This window comes from Hwanghaeella grinnelliae (assembly GCF_004005845.1).
GTDB classification, from domain to species: Bacteria; Pseudomonadota; Alphaproteobacteria; order UBA8366; family Aestuariispiraceae; genus Hwanghaeella; species Hwanghaeella grinnelliae.
In genome coordinates this window covers 583,378-607,959 of sequence record NZ_SADE01000004.1, presented here as the reverse complement: position 1 = coordinate 607,959, position 24,582 = coordinate 583,378, and the positions used below count along the sequence as shown (strand labels likewise).

The window sequence follows — 24,582 nt, the reverse complement described above, 5'->3', positions numbered from 1 at the left end:
AAAAACAGTCCGCAGGGAGGTAGCCAATCCAAGCAAAAGATCTTTACGGCACGCAATCATAACGGCTCCATAGGTCAACAAAGAATAGAAATACCATATTACTCTCGCACCCATGCGGAAATAAGGCGCAATCCGAGAGATCTTAGCCAAGTTACTACAATGATCAAATAGTGCTGTCCAAGGTATTATTTTCCATGAAATCAGATCTTTTTCCCAATTCACATGACCGAAGAACTTACCCTTTCGGACTAATCGCCACAACAATAGTGCGGAATTTTAGTTTCGTCCGGCACGCCCGAACGCGAGTTCACGGGCATCCTGGGGCAGTATTTTAGCAACCCCAGATGGCGGAGAAAGCTGCAATGTGCCCCGTAGGGCGGCATAGGCCTCCGGATACGCGCGTGCTAACAGCAATTGGCCTATTTTCAAAGCCGCAAATGTGCCGGCAGTAGGTAATGACCAAGGGTGGAACCGGCGCACGAAACGCATGCGATTGCGAAAATTGAAGTAAGTGGCGAACGGCGACGCAAGCCGGCCAACGGCGCCGCTGCCGATGGCTGTTCCGCCAATATGATGAACCACCGCCTTTGGCGCGACCGTCAACTTCAACTCGCCACGCCGTTGGGCCCAGTCAACCTCCTCATAATAAAGAAAATAGTCTTCTTTCATCAATCCGACACTGTCCAGGAACCGCCTGGACGCGACCACATTGGCCCCGGAAATGAAGTCCAGTGTTTCATTGCGCGGAAAAGACGCCGCATCCGGCAGTAGGCCTTGGTTCAGGTTCCGGCATTGGCCGGTCCAGGGATTGACCCTTCCCCCGTCGGATTGGATGCGCCCGAGTTCCTCGCTATATAAAATCCGACCGCCCATCAGTCCGAATTCACCAAACTCCGCGGCATGCTCGGCGAACGCGGATGCGGTGTCCGGTTCAGGCTCGGCATCCGGGTTCAGGACCCAGAACAAGTCGATTTCAGGAATACGGTGCAGTATTTTAAGGCCTGCATTGACCCCGCCCGCATATCCAAGGTTCCCGCCGGTATTGATTATCGTCACGTCCCGGAGGTCGGAATAGGACAGGCCTTCGGATCCGGATGACTGATACTCAGCAAGCGACGTCCCGGTCGTTTCCGCCCAGCGCCGGACGATATCGACCGTGTCGTCCGGTGAAGCGTTGTCACAAACCAACACGCGGATCGGCTGATGGGTCATTTTCATCAAACTCGACAAGCACGCTTCGATGACATCACCGGAACGGTACGTGACGATTACGACGCCGAAAGTCTTCTGTTGGTTATTCATGAGAAATGTCGCTCTAGACGGCAAGATTGCCAGCCGGGTCCTTGCCGTGAAACGTTAAAGGCTCGTCGTCACTCTTCATACGTTAGCCGCCGGGCAAAAGGCTAGACTATTCAAACAGGAAAGCTCCCGAAGGTTGGCCGGGAAAGGTCAAGGTCGTCACCTCATCACCACGCCAGTTGCGTTAATAGATCGGCGGACGCTATCTTGCGGCGCATGGTGCCGACGGGATTTCGGCTGCCTGTGCAAGATGGTATTTTCACCCAACCGACAATTTGCGGCAATCGATGAATAAACACAATTGCATCCCGGCCTTGTTCGTCGCACCAACGACGGGGAATTGCTCCCCTGACCTGTCGGGTCCGGCTTCTTGATCGTTCAATAGGAACCCAGTGAAATGACACGGATCGCTATCTTCGGGGCCGCTCCGGATACTATGAATCTTGGTGTTTCCGCCCTTTTGGCGTCGATGCTTGATGGCCTTTCCTCCCGCCTGCCGACGCCCAGTTTTCTGGTGTTCGACAACAAACTGGGGTCGCGCCAATCGACGATCGGGATCGGTAATAATCAGAGCATTGATGTCGCGCTGGCCGGCGCACGCGTGGGCAACCGTTATTATCTGCCGGAAAACCTCGGAACGATGGCAACCTGCGCAAAAGTCGGCGGCCCGTTCGTAACGGTGCATCCAATTTTAAAAGACCTGCAGTCTTGCGACGCCATCCTTAATATCTCAGGCGGCGACAGTTTCAGCGACATCTATGGCCCCGCCCGCTTTTCGGCTATCGTCCGCCCGATGCAAATCGCCCACATGCTTGGCATTCCATTGATACTACCGCCGCAAACCTATGGCCCTTACAAAAACCCTGGTATTCGAGATACGGCGGCCAATGCTGTCAAAAGGGCTGAAATGTGTTGGGCGCGCGATGAAAACAGTTTTGAGATACTCAAGGATCTGTTGGGGACGGAATTCAATCCGGACAATCATCTCTGCGGTGTCGACGTTGCATTCGGTTTGGCGCCAAGCGATGCCCACGAGCAATTGCCCGAGCCGTTGAAGACGTGGATTCGCGACGGAGAGCCCATGGCTGGCATAAATGTCAGTGGGTTGATCTATCTGGATCCTGTCAAAGCTAAGGACCATTATGGGTTCCGTGCGGACTATGAAACCGCCTTGGTCAGGTTCGCCACCAAATTGCTTGAGACGACGCAGCACAAATTGGTCTTGGTTCCCCATGTGATGCAGCCATTCGGAAATTACGAGTCCGATGGTGAGGCTTGCGAGGCCCTTTCGCGCGCCCTGCCGGAGGTCTACCGGGACAGGATCGTCGTTTCCCCCATGAACCTAGATCAGAGCCAGGCGAAGTGGGTCATTTCAAAGATGGAGTGGTTCTGCGGGACCAGAATGCATTCGACCATAGCCTCTCTGTCCAGTGGCGTCGCCACGGCCAGTATTGTCTATAGCGACAAAGCCAATGGTGTCTTCGCGAGTTGCGGGCAGGAATCCCACGCGCTGGACCCGCGCTTGATGAATACGGACGACATCGTCGAGGAATTGTTGAACTCCTTTACGACCCGGATCGCGGCGAAAGAGTCTTTGTCAGACAAGCTGCCGAGCGTTCTGGCAAAGGCACAGCAACAAATGGACATGATTGCCGCCCGTATCCGAAATGCGTCCGGTGACGCCAAACGCGGTCACGGCTGAGGTACCGACATAAATGGCGAATACTATCAAATCTATCGACGATGTCGTTGCACGCCAGCTCTGTGCTGGATGCGGTGCCTGTGCTTTTGCGGAACCTGAGCGATTTCGCATGGCCGATGCGCCCCAGATCGGAAAACGCCCCTTCTTGAAAAGCGACCCAGCACCGGAAACCGGCGAAGGTCTGTCTGTCTGTCCAGGCATAGGCCTGAAACATACATTCGATCCGAACACCCCTAACCTGCGCCAAGAATTGGTCAGCGGCTGGGGACCGGTATTAGCGGTCTGGGAAGGCTATTCCGCCGACGATGAAATCCGCCTGTCGGCTTCAAGCGGCGGCGCCGCGACTGCGTTGTCCCTGTTTTGTTTGGAACAGGAGGGCAACGGCCAGGTCGTCCATACGGCCGCGGATCCCTCCGCCCCATACCTAAACAAGACAGTCATGAGTCGTTCGCGTGAAGACCTGCTCCGGGCGACTGGTTCACGATACGCCCCGTCCAGTCCTTGTGAGGGCCTGACGGACGTGTTGGACCAACCGACACCCAGCGTGTTCGTCGGCAAACCTTGTGACGTAGCGGGCGCGTACAAGGCGCGCAAAAATCGGCCGGACCTCGACGGTAAAATCGGCATAACCATCGCATTCTTTTGTGCGGGGGTACCTTCGACCGCCGGCAACCTTGAACTGGCCAAACGCCGCGGAGCGAAGAGCTCATCGAGCATCCAGTCTTTGCGCTACCGCGGCAACGGCTGGCCGGGTCTCTGGTCGCTTGTCTACAAGAAGGATGACGGGAAGACCGAAAAGTCAGAGATGACATATGCCGAGTCTTGGGGGTTTCTGCAGCAATACCGGCAATGGCGCTGCTACATCTGCCCGGACCATACAGGTGAGTTCGCCGATATCGCTGTCGGTGACCCCTGGTACCGCCCGGTACAACCAGGCGAGCCAGGAAAATCGCTGATCGTCGCCAGGACGCAACGAGGTCTGGAAACAATCAAGAAGGCGGCGGCTGCCGGCTATATCGTGTTGGAAACGGAAGATCCGGACCTGCTTCCGCGTTCTCAACCGAACCTGCTTGAAACCAGGGGCGCACTTTGGGCCAGGCTCATAACACTTAAATTGTTCGGCGCGGCTACGCCGGTTTACAGCGGATTTGGGTTGGCAAGGTTCTGGTTCAGTGAACTCTCCTTGATTGCAAAAATCCGATCCTTCTCAGGCACCGTAAAACGCGTCTTCAAAAAGGGCCTTACAAAGCGCATAGAGCCTAGCGAAAGCTAGGCGGCCCTTTCAAAAGTGATTTTAAAAAGAATAAGGCAACCTTTTCAGGTTGCCTTATTACTTTACCAAAAAGACTTAGCGGAAACGTCCTTAAGCAAACAACTCATCGGTAGCAAAGGACCCAAAGTCCGAATTGCTTTCCTCAGCAGTTATCGCCGGGTCAATGACATTGGCATATGCGTACAGGTTATCGACTTCACCTTCGAATGTACGACCCCACGGGGTGCCGCCCACTGTCACGCCCCAGAAGGATTTGCCATCCAGTTCCAGGTCGAGGCCATCCATTTCCGTAACGGCTTCCCCATCAAAGTAGCCCGTGAACTCATCGGTCTCTTCATTGAAGGTAAAGCCGACCTGGTGCCAGTCGCCATCGTCGAGATCGAGCCCACGGACGAAAGCGCGGTGCATGCCTTCCCCTTCATCGAACATCGTGAAGACCAAGGCCCCGTATTCGATGCTGATACCATATTCCATATGGTTCCAAAGAACACGCTGGCTGCCGCTCAGGTCACCGGAAGATTTCAAGTCAAGGAAAACACTGATCTGGTCGTCATCCTGCACGGTACCGTGGAGCCCGGCATCCGTGAAGGTAGCCACATCGGTCTTGTCTTCGATCAGCAACGAACCGCTGTCTTGACCGTCGAACTTTTCTTGGAACGACGGAGCAGACGAATCCGTTTCTTCGCCCGGTTGGGTGAAGGATTGGGAAATCAGAACATTGTCCAAAGCCCCGTCGAAGGCGTCACGATGAGGACCGCTTCCCAGGACCACCCCTCGCGGATTGTCGGCAACATTGCCCGACAAACCATCGAGACGCCCCAATTCTTCCCCATCGATATATCCGACGAGCGAACCGACTTCGTCGCTATAGGTCATCGTCAGCTGATGGAACTCGCCGTCCTGCATGGAACTGGTGTTAACCGTCATCTTTTGCAGACCGCCATCTTCCAGCCACAGGTAGAACTTGACGGTGTGCGGGTTAACGATTTCAACGCCGTAATTCAGATGTGACCAGACAACACGCTGGGTACTTCCGGATTCTGAGTAATCATGATCACCCATCATCATGTCGAACTGAACGGTCAGTTCCGACATGCCGCGCAAGCTCGGGCTATCCGGAATTACGATCTTGGAAGGGGTGTCCTCGTCGAACACAGCCCCCTGCCCTGAACTGCCATCCGCATAGGTTTCCGCACCAATCCAATGATTGTTGCTATCTTTGTTGTTCGCATCCTCCACATCACCCTCGAAGTCGAGGGAGACGAGAATTGGATTGACCAGTTCGATAGTCTTATCGGTGGTCCGCAGAACTTCACCTTCTGCATTCAACACCGACAGAACCACATGGTGGCTGCCGCCCGTCTTGAATTCATGCTGAACATCTTCACCGTTCAACACGGTTCCGTCGCTTAACGTCCAGCGGTAGGTAACGTTGCCGCCGAGATCGTCGGCATAGTCAGCCGCGGAGAAGTCGACGATCAAAGACTCGGAGGTGCCGTGCCGCTGCTCCGTAAGGATTGCGACATCGACGACGGAGTCGACAAGCGCACCAACGCCCATTTCCGTGAGAAGACCGTCCTGCCGCGGAACAAGATCGGCAACCGACGCATCGTCGCCAGCAGTCGGGTTCACAAAGAGGTTCTCGATATGCGTCGGAGAACTTGGATTGTCATATTCCGCAATCACATTGTTCTCGAACACACTTGCCTTCGAGTCGCCGCCAATGTTTGTCGCCACGTTGTTGGTCACGACCACATTGTTCGTCGAGCCGGCCAACCGAATGGTCGGTTCATTGTTGCTGGTCGGTGTCGCCAGAACGGTATTGTTGATGATCGAACCGCCCTGCATGTCATCAATGACAATGCCGTGGGACGAGGAACCGTAGTAGATGTTCCCCTCGATATTGAAGTTGGAGAACGTATTCCCCTCAATATCATTCTCGATGAAGATACCCTGGACGACGCTATCGTTTCCTTCGATCAGGGCGTTGTTGCGGATTGTCACGTCGCTCGAGTTACCGGCTCCGGTCGTCCAGAACTGAATGAAGTCCGCATGGTCGCCGCCCGTCGGGGAAAACTTCGTCAGATAGTTCCCTTCGATCAGCACGTCGTGCACACCGGCGAAATCAAGACCGTCGGTGCGGATGTCGTGGATGAAGTTGTCTTGGATGGTCAAATCACTCGACAGACCGAACAATGCGCCACGCGCCAAGTCGTGGAACTCGTTGTTGGCAACGACAATCCCTTCACTGCTGGTAACGGAAAGACCGTAACCATCGTTGCTGGAATCGCCGTCGACGCTGCCGTGGATATCATTATTGATAAACGTGACGTCTTTTGCCCCGGTAACATTGATCAGGCGGATATAGGTCGGTTCGTTCGGTCCGAGCGCCCGGCCCAGATCAAGGCCGTCGAAGACCAGGCTCGAACTATCCTTAACGCCAAGGCTGCCAATTTGAGCAGGGTTCTCGGGATCAGCCGACCGAAATTCAATCGGCGATTCCGGGTTTGTGTACCGCACCGAAAGGTGACCGTATTCACCCGGGTTGAGGACAATTTCCCCACCCGTCTTGGCAAGTTGCTTAACCGCAGCGTCGAGTTCGTCGCTCGTTGACACAACTATGGTCACCGGTCCCTCCTCGACAATTGAAACGCTGCTGGTCGCCAGACCGCTTAAATTCGCCAAGCCCTCGGTCGAGAACTGCAAACTATTATTAATCAATGAATCACTTTGACTATCACTCTGGAATATATCCCAGCTCTCTTTAAGTAAATCAATTTCGCTATTCGCGGAAAATACCTCGTTTGTCACAATAACCTCCAACAAAAAAAGTGTTGCAAGACCCGCAATGATGGATCGGCAAGGCCGCTTGCCCGTCAGTGCGTTGGCGAACCTTTGCAAGACACTTTCTCCGTGGTCATCGGTTATCGTTCGGGATTTACGTGGCTTTTATTGCAGTTTGTTAAGTAGCTAAAAAAGCTGGCAAATCTTGACCTGTAAAAACGCTTAAAAATTCAACTAATTTAAGTATTACCAGACATTAGACTGCAAGGTTAGGGACAATTTGCAAACACGCCCCTCCCACAGGTTCCCCACCCGCTGTCCGGAGGTCGAACACGTGCAAATACAACCTATCAAAGAAACGGAAACGGAACGGATAATTCTCTGCCGCCTAATACGGCGCATTGAAGCCAAGAAAAGCAAACGGCTGTAGCGAAGCCGCGCTTGGACAAACCATCCGAGAGTGGAGGACTAGCCGGCGGAACCGCGCATTTCGTCGGCCTTGTTCAGCACAGTGCCGAGAACCTCGTTGCCCTGGAGCAACATCATCGCTTCCCGAATTTGCGACTTGGTCGTTTCACCGTTGGCCAGAACCAGCAATACACAATCTGCTTGCGGCAGGAATGCAAGAGCATCATCCGTGGTGAGCAAAGGTGGAAGATCGAAAATCACCATTCGGGACTCGTACCTGTTCCTGACATCGGAAACGAGGTCCGTCATCTTCTTTGCCATCAGCGTTTCCGCCGAGTTCAAAATAGCTTTGTGGTTCGGCAGTATCGTAAGACGCGGAATTCCTGGGTTCACAAAAACCTCGGAGAGCGGAATATCGCCATTGAGGTAATCCACCAAGGACGGAGACTCTGGAAGGCCAAGATAGGGCGCGACCTGCGGATCCCGCAAATCGAAGTCGGCCAGGACAACCGTCTGTTCAGTTTGGTGCGCAATACTCAAGGCAAGGTTCAAGGCGACGGTCGTCTTACCGCAATGGGGCGTCGGGGACGTCACGGCGAGCGTTCGCCATCCGTAGTCGCGCATCGTCCGCAAAACCTGCGTTCTAAGCCGGTCGAAACTGACCGTTCGCGCGTCGGTCTTGCTGAACGAGATGATCCTGTTTTTTTCGAGATGTTGCGGGTTCAGACTAACCACCCGCGTCTGCTTGTACTTGATCGTGGAAACTGCGTTGTCTACCCCGCTTCCTGCCTCCGCGGGAACGCTTCCGGCAGTCACAATATCTTGCGCCACGCCGTTGGCTGCAGCCTGTCCTGAGGCAGGAATGGCCAATGGAGCATGGTTTTCGGATGTCGCCGCGCCTATGGCCTGAGACGCGTTTTGACCGTCCCCAGCTGTCGCATCAGCGTCTCCTTCTGTTTCGGCGCGCTTCGCACGTGCGCGCATCACCGCTTCCTTGATACGTTCCACTGTAATTCCTCACATAATTACGCCGCAGCCAGCCGCCCAATTTCCGCCAATCAAATAGGCCTGACACGTCTACGTGCCGTGCCTGAACAGCCGACGGACAGTGCCATGTTGGCTGTACCCGAAGTCATTTAATCAATTCTCGAACAGTCTCCAATGCGCTCATCCAGGCATCCGCCAACCCATCCAACGCCTGTTCAATGTAAGGGTCGACCGCCGCGGAAAGCCAAGCTCGGTACTGATCAACAATCTCCGTAACCCCATCAAAGTACGAGTTCAACGGGTAGTAAAACTTGTGCACGCCCCAAACAATGAGCAAGGCACCGAGGAATACCGCTGCAAGAAGACGTCTGGTGTCCCGACGGGACCAAGTTCTTTTCTGCACCAAGGCCGGTGCGTCATCGTCCCGTTGCGCCCTGCTCTCTTCGCGACCTGCACCTTCCTCTAACGCACTTTCGTCAACATCCAACAGTGGAGGGTTCGGTACTGCCCCCTCCTCCGGCACGGAAGCCGTTTTGGATTGATATCCGCCTTCGACTTTATCGGCAGTGACGGGCGCTACAGCCTGAGCATTTGTCTCTACCGACTGAACCGGGACATCATCATGTGCTTCGCCGGTAATACTGGAACTTGCGTCTTTCGTTAGTGCAGTTCCAGGCCCTTCGGTCGAGGTCGATAACGACTCCGCCTTGTCTGCTGGCAACACTTTCGGTGATGCCGGCTCCTCGGGCAGATCGTTCATCGGCGATTGCCCAATATAGGGCGCATCCTGCTGGCCTAATGTCGTCCCGAACTCCGTTCCTGCCCCATCGGCCGCGGTTCTTTCCTCGTCAGCAACGGGATGCTGGTCGCGGAACGATTTGTCCATGCGCGCCTTGGCCAATGCCTCGCGTATTTTTTCCACCGACCCTCTCCAGCCCCCCTGAGGCGGTATCTAATTAAGTCGATCAACGACTTTGTAGAATATCTGATCCAAGGGTTTGTATACAAAATGAATGCCGGCAAGCCCTATCATACCAGCCAATACCGCCCCGATCAGAAGGCCTATTCGCCTTCTTCGCCGCTTGAGATACTCATTTGACGTCAGAATGTAGGGAATAGTCGCGATCGGCGCCATATTCGTCACCGCGATGACACCGGCCGTACCGCGGATGCTGCCATCAATGAACTCAACACCGAACACCGAGGCGACACCGGTCCCGATGGAGAGGGCCAATCCAAGCAGAATAATCTGCGGCCGGTTCGGCTTAATGGGCTCATCGGGCAACGTCGGCGGTTCCACCAGGACAAAGCGCTCGGCTTTGCTGGCCTCCTCGACGTTCTCAGCGATCTGAGCTTCCATCGCTTTGGCACGAACCTCGTTATATTTCTGCTGCGCATTTGCATAGTCGCGATTCAAAGTCTTCAAAGCGCGGTCTGCGAGCGGCGTTTGCAAAATGGCTTTCTCGATCTCCTCCAAGCGCTCAGCAAGCTCGTTCTGCTGATCGCGCAGGGAGGCAATGCGTTCATTCGTGACCGCTATCTTGGTCTCGACATTAGCGATATTAAGCTCGATTTGCGCCTTGGCTTGCGCGCGCTGCGCTTCGAATGCCGACTTTTGTTGCGCTACCTTTTGGTCCAACAGGTTGCTGCGGTTGGTGTCAACTGCACCGGCCTGGAGCTGTTCGTAGAGTTTGGCAATCTCGTCGGACGCACTGTCTGCCTCAGCTGTTTTGCCGGCAGCAATCGCTTCGTCTTTCTTGGTCTCCAAACGGGAAATCTGCACACCAATCCCTTGGGCCCCGCCTTCCGCGATTAACTGATCCTCCAGACTTTCAACCTCACGCGCCAAGCGTTTCAGGTCAGGATGAGCCGGGGCGTACTTGGACTTGGCAAGTTCGTATTGGGTACGAAGTTTCTCTAATTCCGGGTTTGTCGTGTCGACCGAAGTTGCAGATCCACCGGATGCCGACGAAGCATTGGATACGGCCGAGTTGACTTGTCCTAAACTGGTTTTCAGACTCGAAAGTTGAATATCAAGGAACCTCAGTTCCTCTTCATGCGCCTTGATTTCTCTACTTGTTTCGCGAATTTGCGCCTCGGCGCGCTCACGCATCGCCATTCGAATGTCGAGATTCTCCGGCAACGAATTGGAATTTTCCTGTTTATAGGTCGCGATCTTACCTTCAATTTCCGCCAGGACGTCTTCAAGCTTTTGCGCTTCCTGGTTCAAAAAGTCGGTCGTTTCCGTAGCGATCTTCGTGCGCGTCTTTACGTTCTCATCCATGAACAGCGTAACGATTTCGTTCGCAACGCGTGCGGCAATTTGCGGTGAGCGGTGTTCGAAAGACACGGTGAACGCGATTGTCGTCTGCGACCTTCGGCTGGCGCCGGCACTGACGAATTCGACAGTTGCGCCGCTCCTCATGGCTGCGACGATGTCCGTTGAAGACGGCTTTTTTTCAGAATTTCCGAACACTCCGAACTCGTTCGCAATCCTGATGAGGTTCGTTCGGGTCATGACGCGCTGTTCGATGACAGCAATCCGTTCGCGCGCTGCGCTATCGACCGCTCCGGCAACAATTTCTTTCGAGATTTGCGGGGATTCGATGAGGATGATCCCCTTCGATTCATACAGTGGCGGCAACATTACGGCCACGCCTGCGCTTGCCCCGAACAGGACAACGATCGGCACGATCAAGAACAAGTACCGCTTCTTCAGTATCTTAATGTAGTCGCCGAGGCGAAATTCAGTTTCCATATGAAAATACCTGCTCTTCGTCGTAAAGACGTTCTAGCTATTGCCTGCCGCCCCATACCAACGCGTGGGTCAGTAGAAGGGGTGCGTATAGGTTACCGCCAGACTAATACGGCGGGTGTTAACCGATCCTGAACTTCCGGTCTCCTGCCAGAGCTCACGATATGACACGCGCGCATTTACATTCTCATGAACAAGCCAATTCAAGAATGGGTCCGCCCGGTATTGCATGGTTGAAGAGCCGTTATCCGGAATCGTTTCAATAACATTCAGATTGAACCCGACAACCAGCGCATCGGACAATTCGTGGGTCAGGTTAAAGCCCCCGCGACGAGCCTCAACCTCATCGTTCAACCTGAACTGCGCATCTGCACCAATCGTGGTTACGTCAGAAAGCGGTTTGCTTACCTGAGCCGAGAGCCGTTTGCTGTCGCGCAACTCACCGTCGTCACTAGGACTTAGGGACCTTGACGCTGTTACCTGCAGCAGAACGTCGTCAAGCTGCTGGATGTAAGTCGCATCGAGGCTCACATTTGTTTCCTGTTTCGTCCGGATCATACCAATCGCAACGTTGTACTGCGTAACGTCACTCGCCTGGTAGTTCCCCCGAAGTCTAGCCTCGTACGTATTCTGGGAATCCGAATCGTCCGGTTCGAAGATTCGGTATTCGAACTCGGGCGATATCGACAGGTAATCACTCATTTCGTAGCGACTGCCAAGCGTCACGGTATTGCTCGTGAAACTCGTAGAGTTCCCACCCGTAAAACTGACAAGACGATAGTTATTATCGACGAAAACCTGCAAAAGCTCGGTCGCGTCATACTCAAAACGCGTTGCCAAGGATGCGTCATCAACAGTCACGGCGTTGCTAACCGACGCATCCGTCTCATCCGTCGTCAATTCGTTGTCATTGAATTCGGTATTGTTGAACGCCCTGCGCGAGTAGTCGAATCCACCCGACGTTCTGGCGCGTTCGAAATCCAAGTTCCCCGCCAAGCTTGTGTCATACCGCAAGGAGTCCGGTGAAATCGTCTCATCGCTCGTCCGGACGAACGAAGTCCCGAAATCGGCGGCCAATCCATAGGTTTCGCCATCCAAAACACCGGACCAGCCGGGCGCCAGCCGCTTCTCGAACAGATGTCGCTGGTTGCTTTGAACCAAATTCGGATTGGTTTCATACGATCCGCTTGCCGTCACGCGCGCAGTCGAGTTCAAATCGTAGGCATGAACAGGCGACACACCGGCTGCAGAAGCCAAACAAGCAACAGAAGTCGCGAGGACTAGAGTCCGGACACGCGGAGTGTTCATATTCCTACAACCAAATAGATCGCGTTTGGGCAGCAAACCCCCGCAAGCCAAGTCACGGTATAATAACAACGTCTCCTGCTTCCAAAAGCATGGTGGCTTTCTTGGCATTCGATCCGTCAACAAGATCGTCATAGCTGAATGAAATATACTCAGCATTTTCACCGGCACCGCGGAGCACCTTGATTTCGTCAAGTTCCGCAAATCGGTCGAATGCGCCTACCACGCTGAGAATCTGAGAAATCGTTGTCGGCGTCGTCATGATGTACGCACCAGGCTGAGTAACCTTGCCAACAACGTACACCTTGTTCCCGCTAACGGCACTTACCGACACGGTGACAACTGGTTCGGCCAAATATTGCCCAAGCCTTTCAGACAGTACTTTTTCCACTTGCGGCGTCGTCAATCCCGCAACGTTAACGCGTCCAGCGAGCGGAAACGTAATATTGCCATCCGGGAGGACACTCAACTCGCGGTCCAGGATCTCTTCCCGCCAGACAGAGACGGATAGCAGGTCGCCCGGTAGCAGCTTGTAACCGGTCGCGTCCGCGTCCTCGGCCCGCACCTGAGTCGAAAACAGGACCATGACCGTGGCCATCGCCGCAAAAAGAACAGAAACCCTCGACACTGGGACTACTCCATCGATGATTGTTGTTTGGAAAGGCAAGAGTGATCCAACTAAGCGATCACGTATTACCATGCATTCTCAATAAAAAGAACCTATTTCCAAGCCTAATCGGGTCCTGAACGCTCTCGCCACACAATTGATCCATGACCAAAACAAGGTAACAGCGTGTGAACACCCAAGAAAACTCAATAGGGTTAAAAATACGTAACCAACTATTATTACCTGCTTACTTATTCCCTGCCGAAATCTGCGAAAACCGCCCAGATTGGTCAAGAAAATCGCCGGTACGTGCAACAGTCGCCGTAGGCTGTCGCCTCGGAGGCGGGCAACCCGCAGTCGAAAACACCTAGCTATTTCCGGCATGCACCCAAGCAATGCTCAGATACCCCTCCCCGGTTCCTAGAAACCAGTCACCGTCGGCTCATGAGACGAGTGCTGGATTGGGGAGAACACGATCAGCAAGAAAAAACGAGGGATACCAGGGTATCCCTCGTTCAAGTGCATTCGAAACCTTCGGAAAAACGTCAACCGTTGATCCGACTGTACCCGTTAGGCCCCCAAGCGCCGGCGGCCCAGGAAACCAATACCAGCAAGAGCACCAACAAAGAGCATCAGCGCGGGCGGAACCGGTACAGCGGCAAGCGAAGCATTGTAGGATCCGCCATTCGACAGCGCCTGCCCAGTGACAGTCAACAGCAAGTCAATCGACGCGCCCCATGTGCCGGTAAAATTGAAGCCGGACTCAAACCCTGCCATCACGAAGCCGTTGCTGTCCGTAAGATTAACCACCGAGAGCGTCTCGGAGTTGGTCAGGTCGGTCAGCGTGAACGTCAGGTTTCTAATGCCAAGACCAGCAGCGGCACCAACCGGAATGGGGAAGCTCACGTCATAAGAGTAGCTGACGCTCGTCAATCCATTCACGCCGTTCAGATCCGGCAAGAAGAAATGGTAATCATCGCTGAAACTTTCATTGGCCTGTTTTTCTTCGGTCTGGGTCCGATAAAAAACGTCATTGACGATGATGTTGCTGTCACCTGGGTCCATATTGACGACGGCCGCATCGGCATCGTGCAGTGCACCAAGGCTTATCAAGGCGACGGCAGCAACCGCCAACCCATTCTTCAAAAAACGAAACATACTGGCCCTCTCTGGGAAACTAATAGAGTTGAATTCGACGACAAAAGAGTCATAGGGCCGGCTTGGATCGGGAGCAATCAGTGATTTGCCTTAAATTATAACAACCATTCACATATGTGCATGATCGTACATGAATCGGGAGTTTTTGGCAGTATTTGTTGCATTGCACCCAACGGTAACGTGTTGAGTTTATATATTAAAGTATTATGAAAAACTGCACTGCAAAAGGGTCAGCCAGGCAGCAAAATTGGTCTAAATAGAGAGATTGCGGCGCGGAACACAGCGGCATCAGCTAACTGCTGAAATCCCCTCGTTGAGAGCGGCTGTAAGGCCGCCACTCAGGCGGCAGCGCAACACATCACACGCCCTATCCGGCATGTCCTCAGGACCTTCTGCCCCAAAACAAAAAAAGAAATGAGGGGTCTCCCCCTCATTTCCTCGAACACTCTAGCTACTAACCAGATGCTTTATGGGGCCTCATCGAAGCATCAAGCTAGCCCCATATGTAGTGTTAGGCATTCAACCGACGACGGCCGAGGAAGCCCAACCCGACAAGAGCACTGACGAACAGCACCAGCGGAGCCGGCAACGGAATCGGGCGAAGCGTCGCCGAATAGGAACCGTCGATCGCCAGAGCCGTACCGGAAATCGTCAGGGTCAGGTCGATCGGCGCCGGCCACGTACCAACGAAGTTGAAGCCACCTTCGAAACCCGGAAGAGCGAAACCGTTCGCATCCGTCAGCGTGACATCAGACAACGTGTTGCCATTCGTGACGTCAAAGATCGTGAAGGTCAGGTCCCGGATGCCCTGGCCGGCAGCAGCGCCAGACGGGATCGGGAACGTGACGTCGTACGAATAGAAGACCGAGCTCTTGCCATTGGCTTCGCCGAGATCGGGAAGGAAGAAGTTATAGACGTCAGAGAACGCCTGTCCGCCCAGCTTATCCTGATCACCAGTCTTATAGATCGTATCCAGAGCAAGGATGTTGCTGTCACCCGGATTGATATTGACGACAGCGGCGCTGGCGCTGGACGCAGCCCCAACCACCATCAGCGCGGCAAGCGCCACGGCACCGATGGAATTCTTAAGCGTATCAAACATTATTGGACCCCCTTGGAGTGCATGAAGTGAAACCTCAACGACGCACCGGGTGTAGCATAGGCGGATAAGGAGTCAATCAACAGCCAGCGGCATATGTTGAACTACCGTTGATAATCTACCTGTTTCGTCACAAACTCATCATATTGACAACAGCCGTTGATATTACTTTCAACTTTCGCACAAAAAACTCCGTTGTTTCGGGAGCTTCCAAGCGCCCGCGCCCGATTGAGGAAAGAAACATACTGAGCTCTTTTTACTGCTTTTCATTGTATTTTATCCACCCCCACTCTTTTTCAGATAGGCCATCCGAACAAGGCGGTTAACATTGGATCAACGACCAAAGTCGCGGGGAATTATTCCACGCCGACAAACCGTCGCATGAATTTTCGGACGCATATTTTTATCGATGAACTATGCGCAACCTGCGCGCGGCAACCATTCGAGAAAACGCCGCGAAGGCTCAACGATCGAGGCAGCCGGGCCTAGGACCGCGTGTCAGGGAAACCAAAGGAAGGGAAACGCGCAATTGCAAAACAAAGAGAACGCTATTTAACAGAGTGCAAGACCGGCTCGTTCCCAACCACCATGTCTAATGGTCGCCGATAAAAAAATCAGCCTTTTGGGCGGCTGGAAGGTCACGAATGCTCTATCAGGAAATGCCGGCGCGGCGACGCCCCAGCAAGGCAATCCCTGCAAAAGCCGTCAACAGGCAGAGCAGAGCGGGCGGCAGCGGCACTGGAAGAATGAAGTTTTCCTCAACCCCATCGGCCGGCCCTTCCGGATCGCTCAACACGGCAGGACTGGATTGATCGAGGGTTAAATTCACCGGCTGCGCCGGGGATGGCGCACTTTCGGCGATACTGGTCCGGGTCGCCCCGGTCGCGGCCGTCGCTTCCAGGCCGCCTGCATCGGCTGCGACACTCGATTGTGCATTCAACGAGGCGACCAGCAACACAGCTGCAAGAACCAAAGCAAAACGCCGTACCCCCGAAAACATATATCTCTCCATCTGTCCCGCGCCGCGATCTGCAGCGCGTGGTGATGGAGTATCCTGTTGGAGCGTCTGCCGAAGTTGACGGCCATCACAGTGCGGCGCCCCAAACGACAACGCCGGTTCAAGAAGGTGAACCGGCGTTGATAATTGGATGATATTGACGTTTATCGTTCAGCGCTGCCCGTTGCAGACTGACAGCAAATACTGGCCGTAACTGGACTTTTTCAGAGCCTCAGCATGCTCATGAAGCTTGTCCAATCCGATATAGCCCATGTGGTACGCAATCTCTTCCAAACAGGCGAGTTTCATGCCCTGACGTGCCTCAAGAAGGGCAACGAAGTTGCAGGCGTCCAACATGGATTGATGGGTTCCGGTATCGAACCATGCGTAACCACGGCCGAGTTTTTCAACCGCCAGATCGCCGTTCTCCAGGTACCAGGCGTTGACGTCCGTAATTTCCAGTTCGCCACGCGCGGAGGGTTTCAGGTTCTCAGCGATGTCCACCACCCGTTCATCGTAGCAGTAATAGCCCGTGACGGCCCAATTCGACGGCGCCGGGTCCGGCTTTTCCTGAATTCCCACCGGCTTGCCCGCTTCATTGAATTCCAGCACCCCGTAGCGTTCCGGATCGCTCACCCAATAGGCCAGGACCGTGGCACCCTTCTTCGACTGCGTCATTCTGTAGAGAGTATCGGGGATGCCGTGGCCATAGAAAATGTTGTCCCCCAAGACCAGGGTGGTCGGGCTGCCGTCAATGAACTCCTTCCCGATCAGGAAGGCCTGCGCGATTCCCTTCGGTTCTGGCTGAACTGCGTATTGGATGTTCATGCCCCATTGCGCGCCGTCCCCCAGCACCCGTTCGAAATGATGAACTTCTTCAGGACGCGTGATGATCAACACGTCCCGGATCCCGGCGAGCATCAGGCTGCTGAGGGGATAGTAGATCAACGGCTTGTCGTAGATCGGCAGCAACTGTTTGCTGACGACATGCGTCGCCGGATAGAGGCGGGTCCCGCTTCCGCCAGCCAAAATAATGCCCTTCACAGTCCTACTCCCCTGTTTTCGACGATTCACTCAACAATCGGTCGACGATCCTGGATACTTCACGGCGCCAATCATCCGGTTCGATACCGTATACAGCCCGTATCTTTGCGCAAGACATGACCGAATTCGCCGGTCTGCGCGCCGGCGTCGGATAATCCGACGTCCCAATCGGCTTGACCTTGACCCCACCCGGTAAGCGGCCCGCGGCCGCCTCGAAAATGGCACTGGCAAAACCGAACCAGGTGACCGGTTCATCTCCGCAATAGTGATAGGTGCCGGGCTGCATCGGCTCGCCGGCCTTCAAGCGATCGATGACGATGCGGATCGCGCATGCGATCCCGGCGGCCGAGGTCGGGCAGCCCCGCTGGTCGTCAACGATCCCCAGCTCATCGCGTTCGGCGCCCAGCCGCAGCATGGTTTTCAGGAAATTGTTGCCATAAGGCGAAAACACCCAGGCGGTCCGCAGGATCAAGTGATCCGCATGTGCGGCCCTGACCGCTTCTTCGCCTTCCAGTTTCGACTGCCCATAGACCGAAACGGGCCCGGTCGGATCCTCTTCGTCATAGGGCTGCGACTTTGTTCCGTCGAAGACGAAATCGGTGGAAATATGGATGAATGGGATGCCGAGATCGGCACAGGCCCGGGCCATGCCACCTGGCGCGTCGGCATTCACTGCTTTCGCCAGGTCCGGCTCACTCTCGGCCTTGTCCACAGCCGTGTACGCGGCGGCATTGACGACAAGGTCCGGTTTTTCACGGTGGATGGCTGCTGCAGCGGCGTCATCCGCCGACAGGTCCGCATCGTTACGCCCAACAGGAATAAGCTCGAGCCCATCCCCCCAGGGGAGCGACCGCAACTCACTGCCGACTTGGCCGTTCGGCCCGAAAAGAAGAATACGCACGTCTTTGCCCCAATCAGCCCAATGGCCTTAACCGGCTTTCTTCTCGCCGGTTCCCAAACGCTCGCCCGCATAACGGCTGTCGAGGATCGCCTGCCACCAGTCCTTATTCTCAAGATACCAGGCGACTGTCTGGCGCAATCCGGTCTCGAAGGTCTCGACCGGGGACCAACCGAGCTCACGGTTGATCTTGCCGATATCCATCGCATAGCGCTGATCGTGCCCTGGGCGGTCGGTGACGAAGGAAATCAGGTCGGTCGCCTTGCCGCGTGCCGGATCCGGCGCCAATTCATCCATCAATTCGCAGAGCGAACGGACGACGTCGATATTCTGCATCTCGCATTGTCCGCCGATGCAATAGGTCTCACCCAGGCGCCCCTCGTTGATCACCTGCCACAGGGCACGCGCGTGATCTTCGACATAGAGCCAGTCGCGGATGTTCTCACCCTTGCCGTAAACCGGGATCTGCTCGCCGTTCAGGATCTTCAGGATCACGACGGGGATCAGCTTTTCGGGGAACTGGTAGGGGCCGTAATTGTTGGTGCAATTGGTGATTACGGTCGGCAGGCCGAACGTTTCGTGCCAGGCACGTACCAGATGGTCCGATGCCGCCTTGCTGGCCGAATAGGGTGAATTTGGCTGATACTGATGTTCCTCGTGGAAATAACCTTCAGCGCCCAGCGACCCATAGACTTCGTCGGTGGAGACATGCAGGAAGCGGAACGCTTCCTTGGCGCCGTCGTCCAAACCGCGCCAATAACTCAGCGCCGCTTCCAGCAGAACGAAGGTTCCGTTGATATTGGTCTGAATGAATTCAGCCGGGCCGTCGATGGATCGGTCCACATGGGATTCAGCGGCAAGGTGCATCACCTTGGTCGGCTTGTACTTCGCGAACAGCGCGTTCACGGCCGGTGCGTCGCAGATATCCACCTGTTCCAGCGTGTAGCGGTCACTGTCCGATGCAGGTACCAGGGATGACAGGTTTGCCGCATAGGTCAGCTTGTCGACATTGACCACATTGTGGGGCGTCGTTTCGATCAATTGACGGACCACAGCGGACCCGATGAAACCCGCGCCGCCGGTAACGAATATGGTTTCGGTCACAGGCTTAGCCCTCTTTGCCGTAAATGAAATAGTCCGGAAGATCCGCGAAACCGGGATTCCCGGTGTCCTTAGCGCTCAACAACGCCTTGTCGCCTTCGACGGGCCAGGCGATGCCAAGGTCGGGATCGTCCCATTGAATGCCCTTCTCGTGTTCCGGCGAATAGTAGTCGTCTACCTTGTACAGGAATTCCGTATCCGGCTCCAAAGTACAGAAACCGTGGGCGAACCCTTTCGGGATATACAGCTGGTTCCAGTCCTTCGCGCTGATCACGGCCGCGACATGCTGACCATAAGTGGGCGAGCCTTTGCGAATATCCACCGCCACGTCGAGGACGGAACCGCGCACCACCCGAACCAGTTTCGCCTGCGCTTTCGGCGGTATTTGGAAATGCAGTCCCCGAACCGTGCCGACCGGGCCGGACATGGAGTGATTGTCCTGGACGCAGTCCATGGAAATGCCGGCGTCGCGATACCGTTCCAGATTGAATGTCTCGGAAAAGAAACCACGTTCGTCCCCGAATTTCTTCGCGGCGATCAGTTTCACTTCCGGGATGTTGGTTTCCGTAACGATCATGCGGCTGGTCCGTAATTCGGGAGTGGCCCGGAACCGATCGGTCCGGCCTTCCCTTTGATGGCAGATTAATAGGCGTTCTTGTTCACGAATCCGACCACGGCCGTTCTCGCGAGGATCTGAAGGTCGAAGAGAAGCGACCAATTCTCAGCGTAGTAGGTGTCGTAGCGGACGCGCGCTTCCATCTTCTCAAGCGTGTCGGTTTCGCCGCGAAGCCCATTGACCTGGGCCCACCCCGTGATTCCCGGTTTCACCCTGTGACGACCGAAATAGCCTTTGATGATCGCGCCGTATTCTTCGTTGTGATCCACGGCATGCGGCCGGGGACCCACCAGGGACATGTCCCCGAAGAGGACGTTGAAAAGCTGCGGCAGCTCATCGAGGCTGGTTCGGCGGATGAAACGGCCGACCCGCGTGATGCGAGGGTCATCCTTGGTCGCCTGAACGGTCTTCACCGGCACTTCGCCGTGATACATCGAGCGGAACTTATAGATGTGGAAGACTTCGTTGTTATAGCCGTACCGCTTCTGCCGGAAAATTACCGGGCCCGGACTCTCCAGACGGATCGCCAAGGCGACAGCGGCCAAGATGGGGGCGAACAGTACAATCAATAAAGCGCTCAGCACGCGGTCTTCCAGCCATTTGACGACGATGTTCCACCCCGATAGCGGCGTCTTTACCACCTGCATCATCGGGATACCGATGAAATGGTTGGGCGATGGCCGATAGGGGAAGCGGAAGCCGACCAGATCGGACCCCAAATGGATATTCGCAGGCAGTTCGCGCAAACGGCTGATGATCGAAAGCAATCGTTCGTCGGCGTTCCAGGGCAGGGTCACAATGATGTCGTCGACGCGATTGGCGCGCACATACCGCATCATTTCGCTCAAATTGCCTAGGACCGGCACACCAGCGACGCTTGGGCCGATCCGGGCATGGCGGTCATCGAAGACACCGATCACATTGTTGAAACGGGGTTTTTCCTTTTCCAACTGTTCCAACAGGCGTTCGGCTTGTCTGCCACCGCCGACGATCAGGACATTGCGCGCGAAGACACCGATATTCGCCAGATGGCTGATAACGAAATACCCGATAACCCGGGTAACGAAAATCCCGGTGAGCGCTGTGGTCGCGTAGCTAAAGGTCCAGACCCGGCTGATCTCACCCGAAACTTTGAGTGAGAAGAAAACCGCCATCAGGAACAGGAAAGCCGTCGCGCAGGAAACGACGATCTGCGCCAAATTGCCGAACGGCGCCATAACCGCGTTGAAACGGTATAAGCCGCTGTATCTGAATAGGAAAAGCGCTACCAGCCAGACAAAGCAAACCGCGGCCGGGTAAAGGTCAGCCGACCACAGGTTTCCACCGATGTAATAGCTGTACACAGCTGCGCCGGACATGAGGAACCACAGGCCATCCAGAAATACGAAAATCCCAGACACGACGGCCGAAGATATGGGGTAGCTGGAAGCCCTGCGAATGGCGGGATGGTAGTCCGCGGATGGGTTGGCGTTCTCTGTCATCGGCTATTGGGTATTTGGGTCCTTGCGGGAACCGGCGGACAGTATTCCCTTTCGATTTGCTCCGCAATCAACTACGTGCCGGATCATGAAACTATTACACTGTCCCGTAGTTTAACTTAGCGCTTTCACCTAATTCTACTACAGCATCATGTGTTCGTGCTGTAATTCGACCGGCCCAGACTTGCCCGTATTTCCCATTCCTGTGTATGTCTTCCCCTAGCCAACACCAATTCGGGCCATGGCGATATGCGCGGCATCACACTCGATGTGCCCGTGCGGATACGATCGCTGGGAAAACGGATGGGGGAACTTGTATGACTTCGGACGCGAAAGACGATTTGCCGGCTGTTTCGGTCATCCTTCCCCATTTGAACCAAATAGGATGGCTGGAAAAATCGCTGCAGGCCCTGCGGGAACAGACCTATCCACGAGACAAGATGCAGATCATCGTTGTCGACAATGGGTCCCGTCCCGAAGCGCTGGAACACCTGAAGAGCATCACGGACATTACCGTCCTGCATGAGTCCGAACCGGGCCCCGGTTTGGCAAGAAACCTGGGCGTCCGAAACGCAGCGCACGATTTCCTCGCTTTCATCGATTCAGATTGCCTCGCCGCCCCGGATTGGCTGATGGCCGCGATCGCCAAACTAAGGGAAAATCCGGACTGCGCCATCGGTGGCGACGTCAGGATCGGCATTGAGGACCCGGACAACTGGACCGACCTTGAAGCCTATGAATCCGTTTTCGCCTATCGGATGGACAATTATATCAAGAAGCAGAACTTCACCGGCACCGGGAATTTGGCGATGAAACGGGCGACCTATGACAAGGTCGGACCGTTTGCCGGAATCAATGTCGCGGAAGACCGCGACTGGGGACGACGGGCACACAATCTGGGCGTCCGAACACTCTATTGCTCGCCAATGCGGGTTTACCACCCCGCGCGCAAGGAATTCTCGGAAATGCAGCAGAAATGGCGCCGCCACACCCTGCATGACTTCGAAGATCACCGAAATGCCGGAAAGAGCCTTTTGGCGTGGTATGCCCGCGCCTTCGCGGTCTTTGCTTCAGGCTTCGTGCATATTCTGAAAATCGCGACCAGCGACCGCGTGCCCGGCCTGCGCAACAAGGTGAAAGCGGCCCGCTGCCTGATCGCGATCCGAAGTTTCCGCGCCGCCTTCATGGTGACGCTGAGCCGCCTGTCGGAGGAGGAATTGAAGGCGCCCCAATGGAACCGGTGAAACCGGAACCGTTTGTAGGGGCCCCTTAAATCAGTTTGGAATGAAACGCGGCAGTTTCCCGACACTGTCGTTCAGGAAATGCTTCAGGCGCTCATCCGCCGCGGCTTCCGGCTCTCCCTGCCGGATCGTCGTGATCACCCGAACAAGACTACCATCAGTACGCCGACGCACCGCGGCATCCCAGATCGCGTAGGCCTTCGCCTCGTAATCGCCCGTCAGGTTTCGCCCGCGCTGGTCGAACCAGTAATAGACCAACTGCCGGCTCAATCCCTTCTGAATGATCGCCCGGTTGACGAGCAGGTCTTGCGGCTGGCCGTCGATCGACAAATTGATCGTCCGTTCTTGGATCCGGGACATTTCCCATCCACCCGACGGAATGCAAACCTCCGGTGAGTGGACGCCGCTTCCTTCCGTCAATTTCTTGTAGAAGGCGATGAAAAGATCCACCGGCGCTGCTTCTTCCGGATGTGCAAAATTGGTCGACAGATAGTCGTCGGCGCCCAACACACCCTCGATCACCGGGTCCAAATATTGCCGGCGACCTTCCCAACCTTCATAGGACAGCGGATAGAAGGAAAAATCTTCCCTCGGCGCCTCCACATATTCCCGCTGGGGAACGCCGTACATAACCGCTGTCAGCACGGTCATCACCACAGCCAGCGCGATCATGGCCCGGGACGGAACATGATCGAGAATACGGGCGAATTCGGTCTGCAGCTTGCTGAAATCCAAGTCGATCGTATCTGCCAGCGGCATCGGATTCGGGGTCAACCGCTGCATAAGGATTGCCAGAACAAACAGAATACCGACACAGGCGCCGAAAATGACCCAGCCCTCGAAGGCATGAAGGAAACCTTCCGCCTGTTCGATGCCATAGGCATTCACCAAGACGCCGATCACCCCGATCCGGAAACTGTTCATCAAAACCGTCAGCGGCGCCGCCGTCACCAGCAGGACGACCTTATGCCAACGCGGTCCTTGGTAAAGGATAGCGAAAATGTAGCTGAAACTGAGCACGGGAAAGAGGTAGCGCAGACCGCTACAGGCCTCGGCCACCTGCAATTTGTATACGCCCAGGTCGATCACGTTCCCATCAAGGAACACCGGAATGCTAAAGGAGCGGACAAGCGCAACACCGATTTCGGAGGATACGAACTGAAGTTGGGTCGACAGATGCCAGTAGATGAAGTTCGGCAGCGGCAACATGTAGATCAAATGCAGCACGCCGGTCCAAAGGACGATCCCGCGATGCGCCCCGAAGCTGAGCAGCACCAGCCCCCAAAGCCACACGATCATCCCATAGGTGACGATATCCGGAATGCGCGCGACGTTCCCAATGGTGGAAATCATCAGCGCGACCATCATGACCCAAAAGCCAGGCCAACGGTCCGTAACCGGCCGGTCCGTCGGGGGAACGAACTTCATTTCCCGCAGGAAGAGATAAGCCGAAACAATCGGGATCAGGGGCCCGTGACTGTATTCAGGGACCGACCACGCCTCCTTAAGGGAGACGAGACCAAACCAAAAAACCGGAATAGCCATTGCGAAACTGAAAAGAAACAGCAGCGTTCCGTTGTATTGCCCGAATAGCGAACCGGCACTAACCCGGCTATGAGACGAGGTGGAAGACACGTTTGTAATACTTCCTCAAAACCCTGATATCTTATTCTAACCGCCGGCAAGCCGGTGTGGGCGCGGCGGACAATTACATGTTTCGTCCAAAAACGAAACTCACGCTAACGTTTCCTTGCGGCTAATATGCCTGGAACCGTCACACGCCGACAGTACGTCACAAATGACGCATCGGTCGACCGCCCCCGCAAACAC

Annotated in this window: 19 protein-coding genes; 3 read left to right on the top strand and 16 right to left on the bottom strand. The window is 55.1% G+C overall.

The genetic code is table 11. From position 1 onward, the window contains the following. Positions 1–276 precede the first annotated feature (276 nt). Positions 277–1,302, bottom strand: coding sequence for a glycosyltransferase family 2 protein (locus EOI86_RS23605; RefSeq protein ID WP_127768134.1), 1,026 nt, complete (start codon positions 1,300–1,302; stop codon positions 277–279). Between the two features lie 394 nt (positions 1,303–1,696). Here EOI86_RS23605 and EOI86_RS23600 point away from each other — a divergent pair, with 394 nt between their 5' ends. Together EOI86_RS23600 and EOI86_RS23595 are read left to right on the top strand one after the other, a co-directional pair. After that, entirely contained in the window at positions 1,697–3,001 is a 1,305-nt protein-coding gene (locus EOI86_RS23600; RefSeq protein ID WP_127768133.1) for a polysaccharide pyruvyl transferase family protein, read from the top strand. A gap of 13 nt (positions 3,002–3,014) precedes the next feature. After that, entirely contained in the window at positions 3,015–4,274 is a 1,260-nt protein-coding gene (locus EOI86_RS23595; protein WP_205032306.1) for a Coenzyme F420 hydrogenase/dehydrogenase, beta subunit C-terminal domain, read from the top strand. 90 nt (positions 4,275–4,364) lie between these two features. Here EOI86_RS23595 and EOI86_RS23590 read toward each other — a convergent pair whose 3' ends face one another. The 14 genes from EOI86_RS23590 to EOI86_RS23525 form a co-directional block, all read right to left on the bottom strand. Further along, positions 4,365–7,085: a LamG-like jellyroll fold domain-containing protein gene (locus EOI86_RS23590; RefSeq protein ID WP_127768132.1), complete on the bottom strand. Its 2,721-nt coding sequence runs from the start codon at positions 7,083–7,085 to the stop codon at positions 4,365–4,367. 441 nt (positions 7,086–7,526) lie between these two features. Continuing rightward, a complete protein-coding gene (locus EOI86_RS23585) occupies positions 7,527–8,474 on the bottom strand; it encodes a CpsD/CapB family tyrosine-protein kinase (protein WP_205032305.1) in 948 nt (315 codons plus the stop codon). Positions 8,475–8,598: 124 nt separating this feature from the next. Further along, positions 8,599–9,375 carry a hypothetical protein gene (locus tag EOI86_RS23580; RefSeq protein WP_127768131.1) on the bottom strand — a complete coding sequence of 259 codons (777 nt, stop codon included), beginning with the start codon at positions 9,373–9,375 and terminating at the stop codon, positions 8,599–8,601. 30 nt (positions 9,376–9,405) lie between these two features. Continuing rightward, the gene (locus EOI86_RS23575) at positions 9,406–11,211 is read right to left on the bottom strand and encodes a hypothetical protein (RefSeq protein WP_127768130.1); all 1,806 of its coding nucleotides are present in this window, start codon (positions 11,209–11,211) and stop codon (positions 9,406–9,408) included. A gap of 69 nt (positions 11,212–11,280) precedes the next feature. Next, on the bottom strand, positions 11,281–12,465 hold the full coding sequence (locus EOI86_RS23570; protein WP_127768129.1) for a porin family protein: 1,185 nt from the start codon (positions 12,463–12,465) through the stop codon (positions 11,281–11,283). Positions 12,466–12,568: 103 nt separating this feature from the next. Further along, a complete protein-coding gene (locus EOI86_RS23565; protein WP_161973998.1) occupies positions 12,569–13,141 on the bottom strand; it encodes a polysaccharide biosynthesis/export family protein in 573 nt (190 codons plus the stop codon). A 549-nt stretch (positions 13,142–13,690) separates the two neighbouring features. Further along, positions 13,691–14,278, bottom strand: coding sequence for a hypothetical protein (locus EOI86_RS23560; RefSeq protein ID WP_127768127.1), 588 nt, complete (start codon positions 14,276–14,278; stop codon positions 13,691–13,693). A gap of 511 nt (positions 14,279–14,789) precedes the next feature. Next, the gene (locus EOI86_RS23555) at positions 14,790–15,380 is read right to left on the bottom strand and encodes a hypothetical protein (RefSeq protein ID WP_127768126.1); all 591 of its coding nucleotides are present in this window, start codon (positions 15,378–15,380) and stop codon (positions 14,790–14,792) included. A gap of 649 nt (positions 15,381–16,029) precedes the next feature. Then, the gene (locus EOI86_RS23550) at positions 16,030–16,377 is read right to left on the bottom strand and encodes a hypothetical protein (protein WP_127768125.1); all 348 of its coding nucleotides are present in this window, start codon (positions 16,375–16,377) and stop codon (positions 16,030–16,032) included. 168 nt (positions 16,378–16,545) lie between these two features. Then, positions 16,546–17,418 (bottom strand): glucose-1-phosphate thymidylyltransferase RfbA, encoded by an 873-nt coding sequence (gene rfbA / locus EOI86_RS23545; RefSeq protein ID WP_127768124.1) that lies wholly within the window; start codon positions 17,416–17,418, stop codon positions 16,546–16,548. Between the two features lie 4 nt (positions 17,419–17,422). Continuing rightward, a complete protein-coding gene (gene rfbD / locus EOI86_RS23540) occupies positions 17,423–18,319 on the bottom strand; it encodes a dTDP-4-dehydrorhamnose reductase (RefSeq protein ID WP_127768123.1) in 897 nt (298 codons plus the stop codon). A gap of 27 nt (positions 18,320–18,346) precedes the next feature. Continuing rightward, positions 18,347–19,420, bottom strand: a complete 1,074-nt coding sequence (gene rfbB, locus EOI86_RS23535) for a dTDP-glucose 4,6-dehydratase (RefSeq protein ID WP_127768122.1) — start codon at positions 19,418–19,420, stop codon at positions 18,347–18,349. Positions 19,421–19,424: 4 nt separating this feature from the next. Continuing rightward, positions 19,425–19,994 (bottom strand): dTDP-4-dehydrorhamnose 3,5-epimerase, encoded by a 570-nt coding sequence (gene rfbC, locus EOI86_RS23530; protein ID WP_127768121.1) that lies wholly within the window; start codon positions 19,992–19,994, stop codon positions 19,425–19,427. A gap of 65 nt (positions 19,995–20,059) precedes the next feature. Beyond that, positions 20,060–21,514: an undecaprenyl-phosphate glucose phosphotransferase gene (locus EOI86_RS23525; RefSeq protein ID WP_127768120.1), complete on the bottom strand. Its 1,455-nt coding sequence runs from the start codon at positions 21,512–21,514 to the stop codon at positions 20,060–20,062. Between the two features lie 314 nt (positions 21,515–21,828). Here EOI86_RS23525 and EOI86_RS23520 point away from each other — a divergent pair, with 314 nt between their 5' ends. After that, positions 21,829–22,755: a glycosyltransferase family 2 protein gene (locus EOI86_RS23520; protein ID WP_127768119.1), complete on the top strand. Its 927-nt coding sequence runs from the start codon at positions 21,829–21,831 to the stop codon at positions 22,753–22,755. 30 nt (positions 22,756–22,785) lie between these two features. Here the strand turns inward: EOI86_RS23520 and xrtD are convergent, their stop codons facing one another. Continuing rightward, positions 22,786–24,297 (bottom strand): VPLPA-CTERM-specific exosortase XrtD, encoded by a 1,512-nt coding sequence (gene xrtD / locus EOI86_RS23515; protein WP_240035806.1) that lies wholly within the window; start codon positions 24,295–24,297, stop codon positions 22,786–22,788. Positions 24,298–24,582: the final 285 nt, after the last annotated feature.

Excerpts from the sequence above, each read along its gene's own strand:
- EOI86_RS23520 (WP_127768119.1), top strand. The coding sequence starts at position 21,829 with ATGACTTCGGACGCGAAAGACGATTTGCCGGCTGTTTCGGTCATCCTT.
- rfbC (WP_127768121.1), bottom strand. The coding sequence starts at position 19,994 with ATGATCGTTACGGAAACCAACATCCCGGAAGTGAAACTGATCGCCGCG.
- EOI86_RS23525 (WP_127768120.1), bottom strand. The coding sequence starts at position 21,514 with ATGACAGAGAACGCCAACCCATCCGCGGACTACCATCCCGCCATTCGC.
- EOI86_RS23555 (WP_127768126.1), bottom strand. The coding sequence starts at position 15,380 with ATGTTTGATACGCTTAAGAATTCCATCGGTGCCGTGGCGCTTGCCGCG.
- EOI86_RS23605 (WP_127768134.1), bottom strand. The coding sequence starts at position 1,302 with ATGAATAACCAACAGAAGACTTTCGGCGTCGTAATCGTCACGTACCGT.
- EOI86_RS23600 (WP_127768133.1), top strand. The coding sequence starts at position 1,697 with ATGACACGGATCGCTATCTTCGGGGCCGCTCCGGATACTATGAATCTT.
- EOI86_RS23595 (WP_205032306.1), top strand. The coding sequence starts at position 3,015 with ATGGCGAATACTATCAAATCTATCGACGATGTCGTTGCACGCCAGCTC.
- EOI86_RS23575 (WP_127768130.1), bottom strand. The coding sequence starts at position 11,211 with ATGGAAACTGAATTTCGCCTCGGCGACTACATTAAGATACTGAAGAAG.
- xrtD (WP_240035806.1), bottom strand. The coding sequence starts at position 24,297 with ATGGCTATTCCGGTTTTTTGGTTTGGTCTCGTCTCCCTTAAGGAGGCG.
- EOI86_RS23560 (WP_127768127.1), bottom strand. The coding sequence starts at position 14,278 with ATGTTTCGTTTTTTGAAGAATGGGTTGGCGGTTGCTGCCGTCGCCTTG.
- EOI86_RS23550 (WP_127768125.1), bottom strand. The coding sequence starts at position 16,377 with ATGTTTTCGGGGGTACGGCGTTTTGCTTTGGTTCTTGCAGCTGTGTTG.